Source organism: Thalassomonas actiniarum (genome assembly GCF_000948975.2).
Lineage (GTDB): Bacteria > Pseudomonadota > Gammaproteobacteria > Enterobacterales > Alteromonadaceae > Thalassomonas > Thalassomonas actiniarum.
The window spans coordinates 573,607-592,218 of record NZ_CP059735.1; the positions used below are offsets into that span (position 1 = coordinate 573,607).

The 18,612-nt window shown below is 48.2% G+C and carries 14 protein-coding genes; 8 read left to right on the plus strand and 6 right to left on the minus strand.

Features of this window, described 5'->3' with window-relative positions; all coding sequences use genetic code 11:
• Positions 1–298 precede the first annotated feature (298 nt).
• Positions 299–1,678 carry a PhoH family protein gene (locus SG35_RS02555; RefSeq protein WP_044832179.1) on the plus strand — a complete coding sequence of 460 codons (1,380 nt, stop codon included), beginning with the start codon at positions 299–301 and terminating at the stop codon, positions 1,676–1,678.
• 150 nt (positions 1,679–1,828) lie between these two features.
• Positions 1,829–5,101, plus strand: coding sequence for an ATP-binding protein (locus tag SG35_RS02560; protein ID WP_044832180.1), 3,273 nt, complete (start codon positions 1,829–1,831; stop codon positions 5,099–5,101).
• Here SG35_RS02560 and SG35_RS02565 read toward each other — a convergent pair.
• A complete protein-coding gene (locus tag SG35_RS02565; RefSeq protein WP_063888643.1) occupies positions 5,098–6,126 on the minus strand; it encodes a hypothetical protein in 1,029 nt (342 codons plus the stop codon). The genes SG35_RS02560 and SG35_RS02565 overlap by 4 nt on opposite strands.
• A gap of 157 nt (positions 6,127–6,283) precedes the next feature.
• On the opposite strand from SG35_RS02565, the gene SG35_RS02570 reads away from it, so the two are divergent.
• A complete protein-coding gene (locus SG35_RS02570; protein ID WP_044832181.1) occupies positions 6,284–8,065 on the plus strand; it encodes an acyl-CoA dehydrogenase C-terminal domain-containing protein in 1,782 nt (593 codons plus the stop codon).
• Positions 8,066–8,390: 325 nt separating this feature from the next.
• Positions 8,391–8,960: a glutathione S-transferase family protein gene (locus SG35_RS02575; RefSeq protein ID WP_044832182.1), complete on the plus strand. Its 570-nt coding sequence runs from the start codon at positions 8,391–8,393 to the stop codon at positions 8,958–8,960.
• A 41-nt stretch (positions 8,961–9,001) separates the two neighbouring features.
• Here the strand turns inward: SG35_RS02575 and SG35_RS02580 are convergent, their stop codons facing one another.
• A complete protein-coding gene (locus SG35_RS02580; protein WP_084692653.1) occupies positions 9,002–9,766 on the minus strand; it encodes a MipA/OmpV family protein in 765 nt (254 codons plus the stop codon).
• Positions 9,767–10,158: 392 nt separating this feature from the next.
• Here SG35_RS02580 and SG35_RS02585 point away from each other — a divergent pair, with 392 nt between their 5' ends.
• Genes SG35_RS02585 through SG35_RS02595 form a run of 3 tightly spaced genes read left to right on the plus strand, consistent with a single transcriptional unit; the run spans position 10,159 to position 11,359 of the window.
• Complete coding sequence (locus SG35_RS02585; protein WP_337993191.1) at positions 10,159–10,776, plus strand: 1-acylglycerol-3-phosphate O-acyltransferase; 618 nt, start codon at positions 10,159–10,161, stop codon at positions 10,774–10,776.
• 15 nt (positions 10,777–10,791) lie between these two features.
• Entirely contained in the window at positions 10,792–11,142 is a 351-nt protein-coding gene (gene rraB / locus SG35_RS02590) for a ribonuclease E inhibitor RraB (RefSeq protein WP_201777778.1), read from the plus strand.
• 52 nt (positions 11,143–11,194) lie between these two features.
• Complete coding sequence (locus SG35_RS02595) at positions 11,195–11,359, plus strand: hypothetical protein (protein WP_160298262.1); 165 nt, start codon at positions 11,195–11,197, stop codon at positions 11,357–11,359.
• Between the two features lie 93 nt (positions 11,360–11,452).
• Here SG35_RS02595 and SG35_RS02600 read toward each other — a convergent pair whose 3' ends face one another.
• The 4 genes from SG35_RS02600 to SG35_RS02615 form a co-directional block, all read right to left on the minus strand.
• Positions 11,453–12,457 carry a cytochrome d ubiquinol oxidase subunit II gene (locus tag SG35_RS02600; RefSeq protein ID WP_044832185.1) on the minus strand — a complete coding sequence of 335 codons (1,005 nt, stop codon included), beginning with the start codon at positions 12,455–12,457 and terminating at the stop codon, positions 11,453–11,455.
• Complete coding sequence (locus tag SG35_RS02605; protein ID WP_044832213.1) at positions 12,444–13,871, minus strand: cytochrome ubiquinol oxidase subunit I; 1,428 nt, start codon at positions 13,869–13,871, stop codon at positions 12,444–12,446. The genes SG35_RS02600 and SG35_RS02605 overlap by 14 nt, the downstream gene beginning before the upstream one ends.
• Before the next feature lie 89 nt (positions 13,872–13,960).
• Positions 13,961–14,512 carry a GbsR/MarR family transcriptional regulator gene (locus SG35_RS02610; protein WP_044832186.1) on the minus strand — a complete coding sequence of 184 codons (552 nt, stop codon included), beginning with the start codon at positions 14,510–14,512 and terminating at the stop codon, positions 13,961–13,963.
• A gap of 183 nt (positions 14,513–14,695) precedes the next feature.
• Positions 14,696–15,934 (minus strand): Ig-like domain-containing protein, encoded by a 1,239-nt coding sequence (locus tag SG35_RS02615; protein WP_044832187.1) that lies wholly within the window; start codon positions 15,932–15,934, stop codon positions 14,696–14,698.
• Between the two features lie 439 nt (positions 15,935–16,373).
• On the opposite strand from SG35_RS02615, the gene SG35_RS02620 reads away from it, so the two are divergent.
• Complete coding sequence (locus tag SG35_RS02620) at positions 16,374–18,608, plus strand: winged helix-turn-helix domain-containing protein (RefSeq protein WP_044832188.1); 2,235 nt, start codon at positions 16,374–16,376, stop codon at positions 18,606–18,608.
• Positions 18,609–18,612 lie beyond the last annotated feature (4 nt).

An 18,612-nucleotide genomic window follows, 5' to 3' on the forward strand; every position in this document is an offset into this window, starting at 1 on the left:
TCCTTGTGGTAAAAGCCTCCGGCAGGGGTTACAGCTTTGCTTGAAAATTATTCACCCGGGCGGGAGGAAATTGATACTTGCCAGCTTGGTCATAAACTGTCAAAGTGGGGTATAACTTTTTGCTTATGGAGACAACTTCATCTTTTAATTAAAGGGGTAGTTAAATAACCGGGTGGGGAGTTACCACCGGATTTATCCATCACCGCTTTAGCTTATTTTTATTAAAGTACACTGGATAACTATTTCTTCAACCGGATTATTTGGCTGGCTAATTGTCATAATTGCTGGGAATGCCTATATGATTGAAGAAAAAATTATCTATATCTTAGACACGAATATTTTACTGCACGAACCTTTCGCTTTTTTATCCTTCCAGGAACATGACGTCGTCGTCCCGATGACGGTGCTCGAAGAGCTCGATTCCATTAAAGATCGCCGCAAAGATGTTAGCCGTGATGCCAGAGTCGCCATCCGGGCGCTGGAAGACACCTTGGCCCAGGCGAGTCCGGAAGAAGTTCTTGCCGGAGTAAAATTACCGCAAACCGATGAATTACACCCCAGCGGTTGTTTATCTATCTTTAACGACTATACCCTGGAGCAAACTTCAGGCACCTTGTCATTTAATGAAAACGATAACCGCATTATCAATACAGCCCTGCATATCCAGGCGGTAAAATCCTCGAAGCGGGTGGTGTTAGTCACCAAAGATATCAATATGCGGTTAAAGGCCAAAGGGGCCGGCCTGGCGCATGTTGAAGATTACCGTACCGACCAGTTGATCGATGATATCCGTTTTCTGACCAAGGGTTATCACAAATTTGACGGTGACTTCTGGGAAAAAATTAAAAGTTGTGAAAGTGAAACCGAGGGACGCAATACCACCCATTTTGTCGACCGTGAAATCGTCCCGGTAACTTATATCAATGAGTACCTGATAGATGAGAGTGAAAGTTTCGCCGGCAAGGTTACCGGCTGGGATGAAGAGAAACTGGCGATACTGGATATCGGCCGGGATCGGCTGATGTCGAAAAATGCCTGGGGTATACAGCCGAAAAATATTTACCAGGGCATGGCGCTCGATGCCTTGCTTGATCCCAATATCGACCTGGTGATCCTCACAGGTCCGGCGGGATGCGGGAAAACCTTGCTGGCGCTGGCGTCGGCCTTAGAGCAAGTGATCGAAAGGGGTTTATACGACAAGGTGATCGTGACCCGTTCTACCCCGGAAATTGCCGAGTCGATAGGGTTTTTACCTGGCACTGAAGAAGAAAAAATGGCCCCCTGGCTGGCGGCGATCACCGATTCGCTCGAAGTGCTGCATAAGCAGGATGAAAACATGAACAGCAGTTTGAATTACATTATGGACAAGGCCAATATCCAGTTTAAGTCGGTGAACTTTATGCGCGGGCGCAGCATACAAAATGCCCTGGTATTGCTGGACGAGTGCCAGAACCTGACCGCCTCCCAGCTGAAAACCATCATTACCCGCTGCGGTGAAGGCACTAAGCTGGTGTGCTCCGGCAATCTGGCGCAAATAGACAGTAATTATCTTACCGCGGTCACTTCTGGGTTAACCTATATCGTCGAGCGCTTTAAAAGTTTTCCCGGCAGCACCACCATCAACCTTAACGGCGTTGTGCGCAGCCGGTTGGCATCTTTTGCCGAAGAAAATTTATAAGCGGCTTATAAAAACATGCGCTAATGGTGAGCTTAGACAGGGAGTCACCCGCCGATATTAGCGGCGGGTGACTAAATAACTTGTATCGCCTTAGCGAGTGTTTTACTTTAATAACAATTTGTTTATCTATCCCAGCCCAAGGTTGACAGCTTGCCCTACCAAGGTTCGAAAAATAAGGTATTTAGTCGATATAATACCGCGGTATTGATAGTGTTTTTTGTTATTGCGGTGGCCGCATTAACGGTAGCATCATTTCGTTATTTCAATGAATTAAACTTACACGAACAGCGTTTGCTGTCGGATTTAACCAGGCAGGCGAATGCCCTGAATATCAAGTTACAGCAAAGTGTCCAGGCGATCACCGGTATCCAGCGCTTTGCCAATTATTATTTGCAATATCCGCAGGAATTAAATGTTAAACCGCCGCGTTTTATCCAGGAAGGCAAGCAGTATTATCTGGATATGCCTGCCCATGATGTAGTGCACCAGGGAAAATTACTCAGCGGCAACATTACCGGCACAGGTTTTGTAAAATCTTTTGATCTGCCGATGAGACAGGAGCTGGCGATGGCGAGTGCACTGACGCCGGCCTTTGTTACCGCCCATAAAATCAATCCCGACGCCACCTGGTTTTATTATTTATCCATCAATCGTTTTATTAACTTATATCCCTGGCTTGGCCGTTCAAACTGGCGTTATACCGACAAGTTGCTGGCCAGCGGCAATGTCTATCAAATTAAAAAAGTCGGCCTTAATAATAAGAAATTCTACTGGTCTCCGCCTTTTCGGGATACCGCCAGCAAAACCATGAAGGTTTCCCTGGGCACAGGGGTCTATCGGGATCAGCAGTTTATCGGTGCCCTGGTGATGGACATGGATCTGGAAAGCATGCAGAAAAGCTTGCCTGAACTGTCTGCTCCCGGACATGGCATGGTATTGATTAATGAGAAAAAAGAAGTTTTAACCTATAAGAGTCAGGAGTCGGAAAATGTTTCCCACGGCCTGTCCTGGTCGGATATTATTCCCGAAGAAATCGCCGCCCTGACCGCCGCAGAATTTGACCAGTTGCCGGATTCCGCCAAAGTCGGCCAGTGGCTGGTGCAAAAGCATACCTTAGCGGTCAATGGCTGGACATTATTGAAGTTTCAACCCTATCATGATTTTACCTCGCCGGTATTTGATAATTTTGTCTTTATTTTTTCGGTGTTGTTTACCGGTTTGATGGCCTTTCTCGGCCTGGTTTATTTTATGACCCGAACCACTTTTATCAAACCCGCCACCGAATTTATCAGCCATATCGAAAACTGTGCCCAGGGGGATCCCGGTAAAGTGAAACCTACTGCCGACTGGCTACACTGGTTTCAGATTGTCGAAGATATTTTCAGCCAGAACCGGAGTTTATTGCAGCAGTTAAAAGAGCAAAACGCGGTACTGGACTCCCGGGTCAGTGAAAAAACCCAGGCCCTGCTTGAAAAAAGTGAGCAACACCAGCGGGATTACGCGCTGCTGCGCTCGGTGATGAATGCCATTCCCGAGTTGATTATTTTTAATGATCCCAGCGGGCAGCTTATCGGCTGTAACCGCGCCTTTGAAAAATTTGTCAGTCAAAGTGAATTTGGTATCCTCGGGCAACAGGCCCATCAACTTTTACCGCTTGCCTTGGGTGAGGTGATGTCTGAACTGGCCCGCCAGCCTAATCCGGAAAATGAAATAAACGGTCACCAGCGGATCATCAAATCCGCAGAGCAGACGTTTGAACTCTTTAGCCGTAATTTTTTCAGTGAGACCGGTATTGAGTTGGGCACCATCAGTATTTTCAGGGATGTGACCAACCAGTATGCCATTCAAAGTGCGCTGCAACAGGCGAAAGAGCAGGCGGAAGAGGCCAATGAGGCCAAGAGCCAGTTCCTGGCCAATATGAGTCATGAAATCCGCACCCCGATCAATGCCATCCAGGGCATGATGTCTCTTTTGGCAAAAACCCGGTTAAACTCCCACCAGCAGCATTACCTGGATAATGCCGCCAATGCCGCTTCCTCTCTATTGCACCTGATCGAGCAGTTGCTGGACCTGTCTAAAATAGAGGCGGGTAAAATGGTGATCAGCCGGGAAAAAACCGACCTGGACCTTATGGTAGACAAGGCACTTAAGCTTAATGTGATCCTTGCCAACAAGAAAAATCTGCCGGTTACCGTGGATATTCAAGCAGATGTACCCAGGTTTGTCAGAACCGATGAAATGCGCCTGGTGCAGGTGCTGGTGAATTTATTGAACAACGCGGTGAAATTTACCCACAAGGGGGCCGTTTCCCTGAGTGTTGAGCTAACCCGGGAAAGTAAAGATCAGTTCTGGGTATTGTTCCGGGTAAAAGATACCGGTATTGGCATTGAAGCCGATAAACAGGGCAAACTCTTCGATGCTTTTAGCCAGGCGGATGAATCCATGACCCGGGAATACGGCGGCTCAGGATTGGGATTATCTATTTGCCAGGAGATTGTGACCTTACTCGGCGGCAGTATCAGCCTGCAAAGCCAGTTTGGCCGGGGCAGTGAATTTAGTTTTGAACTGCCTTTTACCCGGGTCGATGGCGATGAACCGCAGCAAAAAGTGGCGCAGAATATCACATTATGTACCCTTGGGTTTAGCCTGCCGGAATCTTTATTGGCGGTAATAAAGAGTATCGGTTGGCAGCATAGGATGATCGAGTGTATTGAAGGGCTTGACGGTTTTGACCGGCAGCAGATCTTACTGCTGGAAAGTGAGTATCTGATGAGTGCTTGCGATGAGTTTGTCCGGGAAATTAGTGCGAAATCACGGGAAAATTTAGTTTTGCTCGGGGTCTGTCAGCCGATGTTAACGGAAATCACCGAACAAACCAGTCAGCAACTGGATAAATTGAAAATTCCTTATTTGCTGTTGGAAAAGCCTCTATACCGTAATAGTTTGCATGCGCTGGTAGCACACTTTCAGCGACAACTGACGGCCCCGGTTGAAGAAACCGCTGTTGAAACGTTTGCGCAAGAAGCGGAGGACAATCTTGATTTAAGCGGCATCAGGGTGTTGCTGGTGGAAGATAACCTGGTGAATCAAATGGTGGCCAGCGAGTTGCTGACCAATATGCAGGCCAGTGTGATCATTGCCGACAATGGCCAAAAAGCAATAGAGTCGCTGGCAGAGCATGAGGTCGATGTGATCCTGATGGATATCCAGATGCCGGTGATGGATGGTTTAACCGCAACGAAACAAATACGCATACAAGATAAGTACCGTGAGCTGCCTATTATTGCCATGACGGCGCATGCCAGGGATGAAGATCGGGAGAAAAGTTTTGCTGTCGGTATGAATAAACATATTTCCAAACCGGTGAAAGTGGATGTGTTGCGCAGTGCCATATTGGAAGTGGTAAAAGGCGTTGAAGTTTAGGGAATAAGCGTTTCGGCCTGAGCTTCCGTTTCTGCCTGGGGTGGCTCTTCTTCCTGCTCTTCTCCGGCTGGTATCGCTTGCGGATGGTAAGCCTGGGTGGTATAGCGCCCCTGGAGAATGGCCTGTTCTGATTCGGGGGCGATCACGCCAAGTTTTAACAGCGCCGGCCCTGTGGGCTCTGCCAGCACATAAGTCAGGTTGTCTTCGGTGATGGTCATCTCTCCCGCCATAAAAGGAATATTGATGCCGATAAAAGCGTGCTGGTCAATATAGATCATCAGCATTTTTATTCTTGGCATCAGGGTGCGCAATAACGCGGCGGTTAATGTCAGTTTGCTGTCGCAATCTCCCTGATTTTGCCACAGTAATTTTAACGGCGTATTAAAACCGGCGCCGGAGGAAGTTACCCTGGATTCTAAGGTGGAATAGGGAATATTTTGCACAAAGCCCAGGACAAACTCTGTGACCTGACGGATATTGCGAAGGGAAACCTTATCCAGTATTAACTGTTTCATCGGCCTGAGATCGTCGACAGAAGCATCGGCGATGCTGATGTGGTCAGGCTTTACTCCCCGGATCAAATCATGGGTGACAAAGCTGTGATAAAAATTGTCTGTTAAGTATTGTCTGAAAAAGTCCTGCTCCAGCTTCGCTATCTGGCTATAGGCCGCTTCAACCTTATCGCTGTCCCTGCCTTTAATATCGATATAACTCTTGCCCTGTTGCTGGCGAAAATAAACCTGTACACCTTTTATCGGTTCTTTACGTAAATGCTTGCGGATGGCCTTGTGGACATTCTTCTCTGCCAGTTCGTTTTTGTAGGCGCGAAAATGCCTGAATCGCTCGAACAGGGCGACTTTTGTGAGCTGAAAGTCGAGAGACTGTACTTGCCGCTGGTGATCTTGCCACTGGTAATGGAACTGGAAACTGTCGTCCTGCTCCTGGCGGCTGAACTTTAATTGCTCTGCGAAACTATTACCGGCGATGATCAAGTTTAGCCAGAGGAAAAATTTAAAACTATGCACAGTATAAGGTGTTACCTTTTCTATACTTAACGTATTAACCCTAACGTAATTTTATTAATTAAGACAGTTAATCACCAGATTTGACTTTACATTTAGCGATAAAAAGATATATTTGAAACAGGTGTTTTAATCGTGTGTTTTATTTTGGAGAGGTTTTGTGGCTGACTATCGGGTTCCCCTAAAAGATATGAGTTTTTTGTTGTATGACGTTTTTAAGACGGAAGCATTATGGCAAAAATTACCTAAGCTGGCCGAGCATGTCGATCGCGAAACGGCGGACGCTATTTTACAAGAGTGTGCCAAAATAGCTGAGCAGGAAATCGCGCCGATTGCCCGTCAGGGGGATGAAACCGGCGTCAGTTTCGATGACGGCGTGGTATCTACCGCACCCGGTTATCAGCAGGCCTTTAATACCTATGCCGAAGGGGGCTGGACCGCATTAGGCGGAGATCCTGAATATGGCGGTATGGGCATGCCGAAAATGATCACCTCCCTGCACGAAGAAATGTTATGTTCGGCGGATATTTCTTTCTCCCTTTATCCAGGCTTAACCGCAGGTGCGGGTTTGTCTTTGGCCAAACACGGTAGCGAAGCATTAAAAGAGAAGTATTTAACCCGCATGTATGCCGGTGAATGGGCGGCGAGTATGTGTCTGACCGAAGCCCATGCCGGCTCTGATCTGGGGATCATACGCACTAAGGCGGTGCCGCAGGAAGACGGCAGCTATCGTATTACAGGTAATAAAATCTTTATCACCGGCGGCGAGCACGACTTAACCGAAAATATTGTTCATCTGGTGCTGGCCAAATTACCCGACGCCCCCGCGGGTCCCAGGGGCATTTCTTTATTTTTAGTGCCTAAAATCAAGGCGGATGATGACGGCAACCTGGGTGAAGCCAATGGCGTCAGCTGTGGTTCTATCGAGCATAAAATGGGCATACATGCTTCCGCCACCTGTGTGATGAACTTTGATGATGCCGAAGGCTATCTGATTGGCGATATTAACAAAGGCCTGGCCTGCATGTTTACCATGATGAACTTCGAGCGTATCGGGGTTGGCATCCAGGGCATAGGGGCGGCGGTGCGCTCTTACCAAAATGCACTGGAATATGCCAAAGACCGTATTCAGGGTCGTTCGGCAACCGGCGCCATAAACAGCGACAAAGAAGCCGATTCTATTATGGTGCATGGCGATGTCCGCCGTATGCTGATGAATATGAAGGCGTTAAACGAAGGTTCACGGGCGTTATCCACCTATATCGCTATGCAGCTTGATATTGCCACCTATGGCGAAGGTGAAGCGCAGCAAAAAGGTGAAAACCTGGCGGCGCTGATGACGCCGTTGGCCAAAGCGTTTTTTACCGATTTAGGTTTCGAAAGCACGGTTCACGGTCAGCAGATTTTTGGCGGCCACGGCTATATCCGTGAATGGGGACAGGAGCAGCTGGTACGCGATGCCCGTATCGCCCAGATTTATGAAGGCACCAACGGTATTCAGGCCATGGATTTGCTGGCGAGAAAAGTTGCCGGCTCCAACGGCAAACTGATGCAGATATTCCTGGAGGAAGTACAGGCTTATATCCAGGAGACAAGCGATGACAAGATGTCTGAGTTTATAACGCCGTTGACATCCGCCGTGGCGGATTTAGCCGAGCTGACCCAGTACCTGCTTGATAAAGCGGGACAGGATGCCAATGAATTGGGCTCTTCCGCTAACGACTACCTTCATGTGTTTGGTTATACCGCCATGGCATATACCTGGGCGCGTATGGCACAGGAAGCACTGAATAAAATTGACAGTGGCGATGACTTTTATCAGAGCAAGCTGCATACCGCCCGTTATTACTTTGCGCGTATATTACCCCGCAGGGTGTCATTGATCGCTACCGCCAAATCAGGCAGCCAGCCCTTGTTTGCCCTGGATGAAGAATTATTCTAACCAAAGCTGTCCTTGATGCATGATAAAACCCGTTATAGCTGATGTTATAACGGGTTTTTTATATACAGGACGTATGGTATGACGCGGCAGCAGGGATGCTTAGGAGCGGTGCACAGGACGTATGGTATGACGCGGCAGCAGGGATGCTTAGGAGCGTTGCACAGGACGTATGGCGCGGCAGCAGGAAAATTAAGAGCGCCGATATTTGTAATAGTTACTGAACTTGCGGCCATCACTTGCTTTTAGCAGTTTATTCCCTGATATTATTTACCCGAAATTCTTTACTTGAACTCTCTATTCGAAACTAAGCTTAACAGGGACTAACATGCAACTACTGGGATCAACGACCTCACCATTTGTCCGCCGGATACGGCTATATTTGCACGGGCAGGATTATGAATTTATCAATCTGGACATTTTTGCCCCGGATGACAGGGCGACCTTAACCGCCAACAACCCTGCCCTGAAAGTCCCGGTGTTAATTGACCAAGGGCACAATATCTATGACTCCCGGGTGATTTACCGTTACCTGGCGCACAAGTTCGGCCATCAGCAGCTGAGCTGGGAGCAGGAAAACTGGCTGACCCTGATCGATGCCGCCAGCGATTCTTTTGTCACCTTGCTGATATCAAAACGTTCCGGTTTTGATGTCGGTGAAGACAAATTACTCTTTAAGCTGCAAAACGAAAGGGTGGATAAAATCCTGAATACGCTGGATGAGCAAGTGGCGGCAGATCAGTTTGGTCAATGGCGCTACCCGGCAATATGTTTGTTTTGTTTATTGGACTGGATAAATTTTCGCGACCTGTTTGACTTTAGCCATTTGCCCCATTTAATGGCCTTTTATCAAAGTCATTTGCAGCAGGCGGGTATTGAGGAAACCGACCCCCGTTAACATCGGGGCAGCACTTTGACCGTCAAAGTGCTCAATAGGCTTTAGAAGGAATAAGTGGTGCCAATCAGCGCCATGTTGAAGGTATTGTTTTCAATCAGGGGGCTGGTGATTTCTGAACCGATAGAGGTGGTGGTAATGGCGCCGATCATTTTCCAGCGGCTACTTAAGTCAAAGGTCCCTATGAGCCCCAGGGTTTTATTGGTGCTGAGCTGATTAATCTCTAAAGTTGTATTTTCTACCGGGTAATAGCTTTGGATAATGTCTTTATCCAGGGTTTCTATTTTTGCGGTGACGGCAATATCAAAATTGTTAAACGACCAGAGAGAGTATGATCCCTGCAGGAAGAATTTGTTGCCCTGGTCATGCTCAAGGCGTTCGGTTGAAAAACCGGTTTGCACACTCAACCGCTTACCCTGGTAGCTGACATTTAACTGGGATAATGGCTGTTGGCTGTGGTCCTGCAATACTTGTTTTTCAAGAAAGTTTGCATCTGTAGTGATTGCGGCCGACATGGCTTCCGGGCGGAAATCGATACTGCTGGGGTTCCATGACCAGCTGTTGGATAGGTTATTGTTGAATTTAAGCCGGCTTTCGCCGTTATCTGCAGCAAGCCGGGCTGAGTCCAGATATTTTTCCGGTAAGTTAACCGAGTTCTTTTTCGGTGTGCTGCTGGCAGAGTCGATGCTTTTTTGAATGCTGAGCAGGGAGTTAGCGGTGGTGACATCGGTTTTTTCGGGTAACACTTGTGCTGCTACGCCATAAGATAGCACAGTAAAGCCTGTTATTGAGAGCGCTAATAACTTCATCTTTTATTACCCGGGTTTAATGCTTTTTTGTTGTCTTTAATATTGTTTGCTTATTTTTCCTGCAAGGTTAACTATAGCTAAGGCTGACTTTTTTGCTTGCCCAGGCGGGAAATTTATTTGCAGTATCCGGGGGCAGAAAGGGAAGGAACCCGGCGCAGGGCCCGGGATCTCGGGGGAAATGCCGCCTTGTCTAAAAGATCTTACTTTCAGGTTTAGCTCCGGGGTCAATTACATGTATACTTGCCACCTTAATTTATTACGGGGTGGTTTTTTTGTTAGCTGTTATTCGACTCGTGCTATTGGCTTTAGGCTTAGTGTTATTATCTGTTGTGGCGACCGTAGGTAGTTTGTTACGGCCTTTTCATCGCAACAATGTTCATTTGGCTTCATTAGTGTTAGGTAGATTTTCAAAAATTATCGGCCTGGAAGTGGAAATCCGTATGCCGGATTCGGTAAAGGCAATGGGCCCGGCGGTGTATATTGCCAATCATCAAAACAACTATGATCTTTTTACTATCAGCGGCGCGGTACCGAAAAATACCGTCAGTGTCGGTAAAAAGAGTTTAAAATGGATCCCTTTCTTCGGGCAAATGTACTGGTTAACCGGTAATATTCTGATAGACAGGAAAAATAGCTCTAAGGCGATGAATACCATTGCCGTAACCGCAGCAAAAATTCGGGAAAAGAAGTTGTCAGTCTGGTTGTTTCCCGAGGGGACGCGCAGTAACGGGCGTGGATTATTGCCCTTTAAAACCGGGGCCTTTCGCACCGCAGTACAGGCGGATGTGCCGATTGTGCCGGTGTGTGTCAGTAATTTACATGGCGTGATCAAATTAAACCGCTGGAATAATGGTAAAATGATTATTGAATTCCAGGAGCCGATAGAGCTGGACTGTGACAAAAGGGAGAGTATTCGTTTACTCGCCCAAAAGACCCATGGTCAGATGCTAAAAAGAATCAATGAAATCAGCCATGAAGCAGGTACCGAGTTACCGCAAGCGAACAAATAAGGTGAGAGAGAAATTATGAATGATGAAGAACTGCAACACTGGCGGGAACATACCGAAGCGCTGATTAATGAATTGATCGAAGACGGCACCAATGAAGAAGTACACCATACTATAGAACATCACTTTGCCAGCACAGATTTTGAGTTGCTGGAAAAGGCGGCGGTCACCGCCTTTAAAATGGGCTTTGACGTGGAAGAGCCGGAAGAGGCCGAACTGGAAACCGGCGAGAAGATCTTTGCCTTCGATATTATTACCGAACAGGCGCTTGATTTTGATATTATTTTCGATGAAGCTAAAACCATGTACCAGCTGGCCAAACAATGTAATGTTGATTACGATGGTTGGGGCACTTACTTCGAGGAATAAGCTTCAAGCATCATAAAGGGCCGGGCAATCTGATAACAAGAATAAGGAATGAATGATGGAATGGTTTTTTCACTTACTACAACCTGGAACTCTGGCTTTGTTGATCCCTATCTTGGCCATTATCGGGGTTTTTGGCAACAAGGCATTAAAAGCCCATCATAAGCATGTCGAGCGACTGGCGAAAATCAATCAGGGCATAGATCCCGACCGCGAATAACCCAGATAAAAACAAAGGCAGCCAAGGTGCTGCCTTTTTGTTTTTATCTCTCTTTTCCCGTCCTTTCAAAAGGCGGTTTTTTCATGCTCCGCCTTAGTAGTAGTTTAACTTGCTGGCCTTGCCCCAAAAGACTTTATAAGAAAAAATGGTGTAGCCTACTATGGTGGGCAACACCACGACCGCGCCGTAAAAAATAAACTGCAGTGATTCCCGGGCACTGGCAGCCTGCCATATGGTGAGCTCTTGCCAGATAATATAGGGAAAATAGCTGTATGCGAGGCCGGAAAAACACAGGATAAAAACCAGTACCGCGCCGGCAAAGGGCAGCCAGCAGCCGTTATCGTCAGGGTGGGGCACTTTTTTCAGGTAAAAGCAGCTGACACTGAAAATGATCATAAATAGCAAGGGCAGCGGCAGGAAAATAAAAACTTGCGGCAAACCTAACCATTTATCGAAAATCTCCGGGCTGATTAAAAGGTTGGTCAGGCACACGGCGATGATGCCTAAAGCGGTCAGCAGGGCGCTGTAAAAACACCAGCTTGCTGCTTTTTGCTGTAATTTGCCCGTGGTTTTCATCACCAGCCAGGCACTGCCGATATAACAATAACCTGCGGTGACACAAATGGCGCTGAGGGCGGCAAAGGCATAGCTGGCGCTGGTGTCGCTAAAGCCCATGACATAACGGCCGAGCATATAACCCTGCATCAAAGTGGCGAGTATACTGCCGCCTTTAAAGGCTAAATCCCAGCTTTTTTTGTTTTTACTGGCGGCCTTGGTACGAAAATCAAAAGCCACGCCCCTGAGGATCAGCCCGAGCAACATAAAAGAAACCGGTAAATACAAATGCTGCAGGACCAGGGAATGTGCCTGGGGAAAAGCGATCAGCAATAAGCCGATGGCCAGTACCAGCCAGGTTTCATTGGCATCCCAGAAGGGACCGATAGAAGAGATCATGGTATCGCGCTGTTGCTGGTCCTGCATCGGCAGCAAAACGCCGACCCCGAGATCATAACCGTCGAGCACGGCATAAATTAAAAATGAAAGGGCCATCAATATCACGAAGGCCAGGGGCAACCAGTCGTTATCAATAAGCGGCATAATCTTGCTCTCCCGTTAATTTTTTCTGAGGTTGTTTATCTTGTGGCTTTTGGTTATTCCCCTGATCATTTTCCAGGGCGATGGCCCTTTTCGCCATCACAAACAGGGTTTTGATATAAGCAACGATAAGGACTCCGTAAACCGTCAGGTATAATGCCAGCGACAGGGCGATATGGCTTGAAGGCACCGTAGTCACGGCATCGGCTGTTTTTAATACCCCGGTGACCAGATAAGGCTGGCGACCGATTTCGGTGACATACCAGCCGGCTAAGGTGGCAAGCCAGCCGGAAAAAGTCATGAGCAGGGTGAGTTTTAACAGCCAGCGGGGCAGGCCTTGAGCCGTATTTTTCTGCTGCTGAGTACTTTGCTTAGCCCCGCTGTGGAAATATTGGTAATACACTAACAAGGCGGCGGTGAGCAGCATCAGTAAACCGGTGGCGACCATGATCCTAAAGCCGTAAAAGACAGGAGCTACCGGCGGGTGCTCGCCGCTGAATTCATTTAATCCTTTAATATAACCGTCTGTTTTATGGGTTAAAATTAAGCTGGCGAGACTGGGGATCTCCAGTGCCCAATGATTGGTTTTTTCAGCTTCATCAACAACGGCAAACAGTATCAGGGGCACATGGCTTTCGCTGTGCCACAAACCTTCCATGGCGGCCACTTTTGCAGGCTGGTGTTTCAGGGTATTTAAGCCGTGCAGATCCCCGACAAAAATTTGCAGCGGGATCAGCACCAAAGCCACCGTAGATGAAACTTTCAGCGCAAGCTTGGGGGCGGGTTTAGGATCTCCCTGCAACAAGCGATAGGCGCTGACCCCGGCGATAAAAAAGGCGGCGGTTAGCCCGGAAGCCAGTAACATATGCGTCAGGCGGTAGGGCATGGAGGGATTGAAAATGATCTGCCACCAGTTTGTGGCATGGGCGACTCCGTCGATCATGGTATGGCCTTGCGGGGTTTGCATCCAGGAATCTAAGGCGATAATCCAAAAGGCCGACATAGTGGTGCCGACTGCCACCACTAAGGTCGCCAGGGTATGGACGCGGTCCGATACCCGGCCTATGCCAAAGAGCATCACAGATAAAAAGGTTGCTTCCAGGAAAAAGGCGGTCAGCACTTCATAACCGAGTAAGGGGCCGGCGATATTGCCGACGGTTTCCATATAACCGGGCCAGTTGGTGCCGAACTGGAAGCTCATGGTAATGCCGCTGACCACCCCGAGGGCAAAGGTCAGGGCAAAAATCTTGACCCAGAAACGGTACACCCGCATCCAGGTTTCTTTGCCGGTTTGCCGGTAGCGGACCTTAAAAAACAGCAGGAACCAGCATAAGGCGATGTTGATGGTGGGGAATAAAATATGAAAACTGATATTGGCGGCAAACTGGATGCGTGACAGCATCAAATTGTTTGCCAGGGAGTCGCTGAGTACTTCAATCATATCGATTTACCCTTAGGTTAAATTTGGAGATATTCTTTATTGTGTTCCTGGTGTTGTCTGGCCTGTTACTCTTTATTGGTTTTGCCCGGCAGCAGGCGCTCTTTCATATCCAGCAGTTTGCTCAATCCGGAGCCTAGCTTGAGCAGGGCGGCCACTTTTTCATTGGACATATTCTGCAGTTCATCCGTCCATATGGTCAGCATTTCTATTAAGTCATGCATTTGCTTGACCCTTTGCTGGGCATATTCTTCCTGCTCATTAGCGGGGGCTTCGAGTAAGACATCGCGCAGGGCGGTCAGGGTCGGGTCGACTTCTCTTTTGCGGCGTTCCATCATCAGGTTGCGGGCAATTTCCCAGACATCCTTGGGGGCGCTGAAGTATTCCTTACGGTCGCCGGGAATATGGCTGAGTTTGATCAGGTTCCAGGACTTTAATTCTTTCAGTCCCATGCTGACATTGGAGCGGGAAATGTTGAGCTGAGCGCTGATTTCATCGGCGTTGAGGGGCTTTTCGGTTAAGACGATCAGGGCATACATTTGCCCTAAGGTGCGGTTTAAGCCCCAGCGGGAGCCCATTTCGCCAAAATGCATAACCAGGGAGTTAATTATCGGTGACATATTGTTTGTTCTGAATTTTCAGTATTTTCTGAAAATTGTAAACCTAATTTGATCTATGTCAAGAAAAGATCGGTTAGTGACTTGAAATTAAGTGAATATCAGAAAGGAGAAAATGGCATTCAGCTATTGAATGCCATTGTTTAAGCAGGACTTTTTCAGGCTACTGCATATAAAAGTTTAATATCAGCCTTGTTTAAGGGCGGACAACAATTTTCGGCCCGGCACTAATAGCAGCAGGCACAATAACGAAGCGCCGAATGAACCGCCGCTGCTGCCGGAAGATCTCGCTGCTGTTTCGCTCTGGGTTACTGTGATGGCAACCCTGGCTTTATTTGAGCTGGCGCCATTGCTGTTGCTGACGCTGTAAACAAAGTTATCTTCGCCGTTAAACACAATATCCGGGATATAGATGATGCTGCCGTCGATTTCATCTACAGTGACGCTGCCATTTTCGGGGCCGGTGATAATGTTAACCGATGTCCGATCCAGTGGCACGCCATGGTCAATATCGTTGGCCAATATATCTATCACCAGGGCAGTATTTTGTGAGGTTGTCACCTGGTCATCTTCGGCCGCCGGGACAAAATTTTCAACCAATATGATTTGGTTGCTTTCAAAGTTCGAGACATAAAGCTTGCTGCCGTCCGGGCTGCTGGTAATACCGTTGGGAAAGATGAAACCGGCCTCGGCCGAACCTTCCAGTTCCAGGGTATCGCCGCCGTTAACCGGTATCTGATAAATCAGGTCGTTTTCAAGCGCCGTGGTATAAATCATGTTATTGGCATAAGCGATATGGCCGGTATAATCCGGTGCCCTTGCCAGTTCGGTAATGCTTTTATCGCTTGCGATCTTAAATATCCGGCCGTCATTGTAGTTGCCGACATAAAGGTTGCCTGCTTCATCCAGGTCAATGCCGACCGGGCCGTCCAGGCCTTCGCCTGCCAGCCAGAGTTCGCTTTCGCCGTCCGGGGTGATCTTATAAATCACGCTTTCGAGGTAACTGGAAACAAACAGTTCATCCTGTGAATTAATGATGATACCGCTGGCATTACCCAGCTGGGCAAAGGTGGAGCTGACCCCTTGCGGGGTGACTTTGGTGATTTCTCCGGTATTGAAGTTGGCAACGTACATATTGCCGCTGGAATCAAACCGGTTGCCTATCGGCCCCGACAGCCCTGTGGCGGCATCCGATATCGTGCCGTCTAAGGTTATTTTACGGACACTGGTGCCGGATAAAGCGCCACCGACAAAATTACCGGCGTGAGAAACGTATAAGTTGCCATCGGCATCAAAGCTCAGGCCATCATTGCTGGCTGTCGGCATGACCGCAAATTCGCTATAGTCGGCCGCCATTGTTGCCGAGGATAAAGTTATCGCCATGGCCAGGGCGCACTTACGGATCAAATTTTTATGTTGCTGCATCTTCATATTTCCCTTGTCGTTTTATTGTCCGGGTTTGCCTCTTTATTTTGAGGCAGAGGCAAACGTGCGGTTAAGTGCTTGTCCCGTTTAGTGAGCTAAAAGCCGAAAGCAAGCGCAGGAAAACCTGGGGCTGTTAGCGGCCGGGACCAACAGGGTTAAGTTACTGATTCTGAGCTTAAAGCGTCTTGAGAATTACTGTGTATTTGCTTGAAAGCTTGTTGAAATTTTATTGAAATTCATAATAAACAAATGGTTACAGCTTACTGTAACCAGCTTTTTTCGCTGTTGGCTCCGGCTTTGGCTGAAGCTAAAACCCTTGACGCTTGCTATGGGATGCTTTAAAACTGCTGGCGAGCCTGTTGAAGGCCCCAACTAAAAATAAAAAATCTGCGCTGATCAGGTGTATGAATAATGGATAGCCCACAGTCAATGAGATCTCATGGAAAATAATACAGCAGCCACAGTCGCCAGTTTTACCGTGGGAGATTTTACCGTTCACGGCTCGCGTAATCTCATTACCCGGGGGGAAACGGAAACCGCCATCACCCCTAAAATGCTGGCGGTATTAACCGAGCTGGCCAGCCACCAGGGAACAACCCTTTCGAAAGAACATTTGATTATCGCGGTGTGGGGGACGCCCCATACGTCAGATATGGTATTAAGCCGGGCGATTTCTGATTTGCGCAAAGTTTTTGGCGACTCGGCGCGTCAACAGGCCTATATCGAAACCGTGACTAAGCAGGGCTATCGCCTTAAACAGGCAGTAAACTGGCTGCCGGGTGCTGCATCAGCGCTTTTGCCGGTTAACGAAACACAAGCTCCGGAACAAGTACCTTTATCTGAACAATCACCGGAAGCTGAAACAAAAGGCAGCGGAGTAAACGCGAAAAAAGTCTGGCTGGTTTTTAGTGTGCTGGCCCTTGCTGTCCTGCTGCTCGGGACTTGGCTGTTTCAGGACAAAGAGTCAAATGCGGATGTCGCAGTGAAGGAAGCTGGCAAGTTATCGGAGCCGACCTTCACCTACCTGACCCGGGATCAAGCTTATGAGCGTTACCTGAGATTTAGCGTTGATGGAAAAATGCTGGCCTATTCTGTCAGTTCGCAAGCGTATGCCGGCGGCAGAATTGTGCTGCGTTCACTGACGGACAACAAGCTTATCACCCTGGGAGCGGCGTCAGTAGCCGAAGAAAATATAGCTATTTCCTATGATGTCGCCCCGGCGTTTTCCCCCGACGGCAAAGAAATCGCCTATAAACATTTTACCGGCAGTGGCTGCCTGATCCGGGTCTACCACTTGCTCGATGCCAGCGAACGAGATCTGGCCCCTTGTCCCTATGCGCAAACCCAGGCCCTGGACTGGTCTCCCGACGGTAAACAGCTGGTCACTACGGTATTTAACCAAATCAAGAAAATAGAAGGTCTGGCCCTGGTGGATGCTCAAAGCGGCAATACCGATATTTTACCGCTGCCGCAGCAACCGGCTTCGGGTTATCTGTGGCCGCGCTTTTCGCCAAACGGCAAAGTTATCGCTGTGGTCTATTACCAACCCAACAGTCATCTGTGGACTTTGGCTCTGGTGGATAAAGCGTCCGGAGCTTATACCGAAATCCTGGCCACGGGAGAAGAGGTGAGCCAGGTATTATGGGATGAAGCCGGAGATGCCCTGTATTATCTTTTGGTCAACAGCAGCAATGACGGCATCTGGAAAGTAAATCTCAGCAGCAAAGAGACGACTTTTATTGCCGGGACTAAAAGCAACAGTCTGGACTTTGATGAAGCCTCAGGGCAGTTTGCCGGCATTACTCGGGAGCAAAAAGTGAATATCTGGCAGTCATCGCCGGACCCGCAGGGCAACAGGGTTGTCAAACCGTTATTTAAGAACCTGCCGCAAACCAGTTATCCCAGGCTGTCGGCGGATAACAAGATGCTGGCATTTGTTTCCACCACTTCAGATATAGATTCACTGTGGCTGCGCTCCCTGGGTGATAATTATAATCGTCTGGTTTTTCAGGCCAAAGCAAAGGAAAAGCTGGTGGCACCGGCCTGGTCGCCGGACGGTAAACAGCTGTTGATCAGTGTCCTTGGCCAGGATAGCAGCCGTATCATACAGTTTGATCTCGAATTGGGGAATGCCGACAGCTTTGCCGGTGAAAATAATGTCAAAATGGGCCAATGGTCGCAAGACGGCGCTATGTTTTACTGGTATGAAGAAGTTGACGGTATCTGGCAGGTAATGGCGAAAGAGCTGGCCTCGGGGCAAACACAAAGTTTGTTGCAGCACCCGGTTTCCAGGTTTGCCATTCCCGATAAAAAACATCTGCATTATCAAAAAATCGGTACGGTGAAGGTGCATTCGCGGACTTTAGCCGGAGACGAGTCGCAAACGCCGGCGGATAAAATGTTATTGTCGCTAAAAGGCAGTTATGAATGGGATGCACATGCCGATGTTATCTACTATATGTCACCTGGTTTAAGTGCTGAACCGGCAAGCAAGGCACAACAAATGCTGTTTAAAATGGAGCTGGCAACGGGTCAGTCTGAAACCTTATATGAGATTGATCCCGTTATGGCGGTCGACTCGGACCGGCATTTAAGTGTCAGCAGCGATGGCACCATGGCTTTTTATACTAAGCTGGATAAATACCACACCGATGTGGTACTGATAAGCCGGTAATGCT

Excerpts from the sequence above, each read along its gene's own strand:
- SG35_RS02555 (WP_044832179.1), top strand. The coding sequence starts at position 299 with ATGATTGAAGAAAAAATTATCTATATCTTAGACACGAATATTTTACTG.
- SG35_RS02575 (WP_044832182.1), top strand. The coding sequence starts at position 8,391 with ATGCAACTACTGGGATCAACGACCTCACCATTTGTCCGCCGGATACGG.
- SG35_RS02580 (WP_084692653.1), bottom strand. The coding sequence starts at position 9,766 with ATGAAGTTATTAGCGCTCTCAATAACAGGCTTTACTGTGCTATCTTAT.
- rraB (WP_201777778.1), top strand. The coding sequence starts at position 10,792 with ATGAATGATGAAGAACTGCAACACTGGCGGGAACATACCGAAGCGCTG.
- SG35_RS02595 (WP_160298262.1), top strand. The coding sequence starts at position 11,195 with ATGATGGAATGGTTTTTTCACTTACTACAACCTGGAACTCTGGCTTTG.
- SG35_RS02600 (WP_044832185.1), bottom strand. The coding sequence starts at position 12,457 with ATGCCGCTTATTGATAACGACTGGTTGCCCCTGGCCTTCGTGATATTG.
- SG35_RS02610 (WP_044832186.1), bottom strand. The coding sequence starts at position 14,512 with ATGTCACCGATAATTAACTCCCTGGTTATGCATTTTGGCGAAATGGGC.
- SG35_RS02615 (WP_044832187.1), bottom strand. The coding sequence starts at position 15,934 with ATGCAGCAACATAAAAATTTGATCCGTAAGTGCGCCCTGGCCATGGCG.
- SG35_RS02620 (WP_044832188.1), top strand. The coding sequence starts at position 16,374 with ATGGAAAATAATACAGCAGCCACAGTCGCCAGTTTTACCGTGGGAGAT.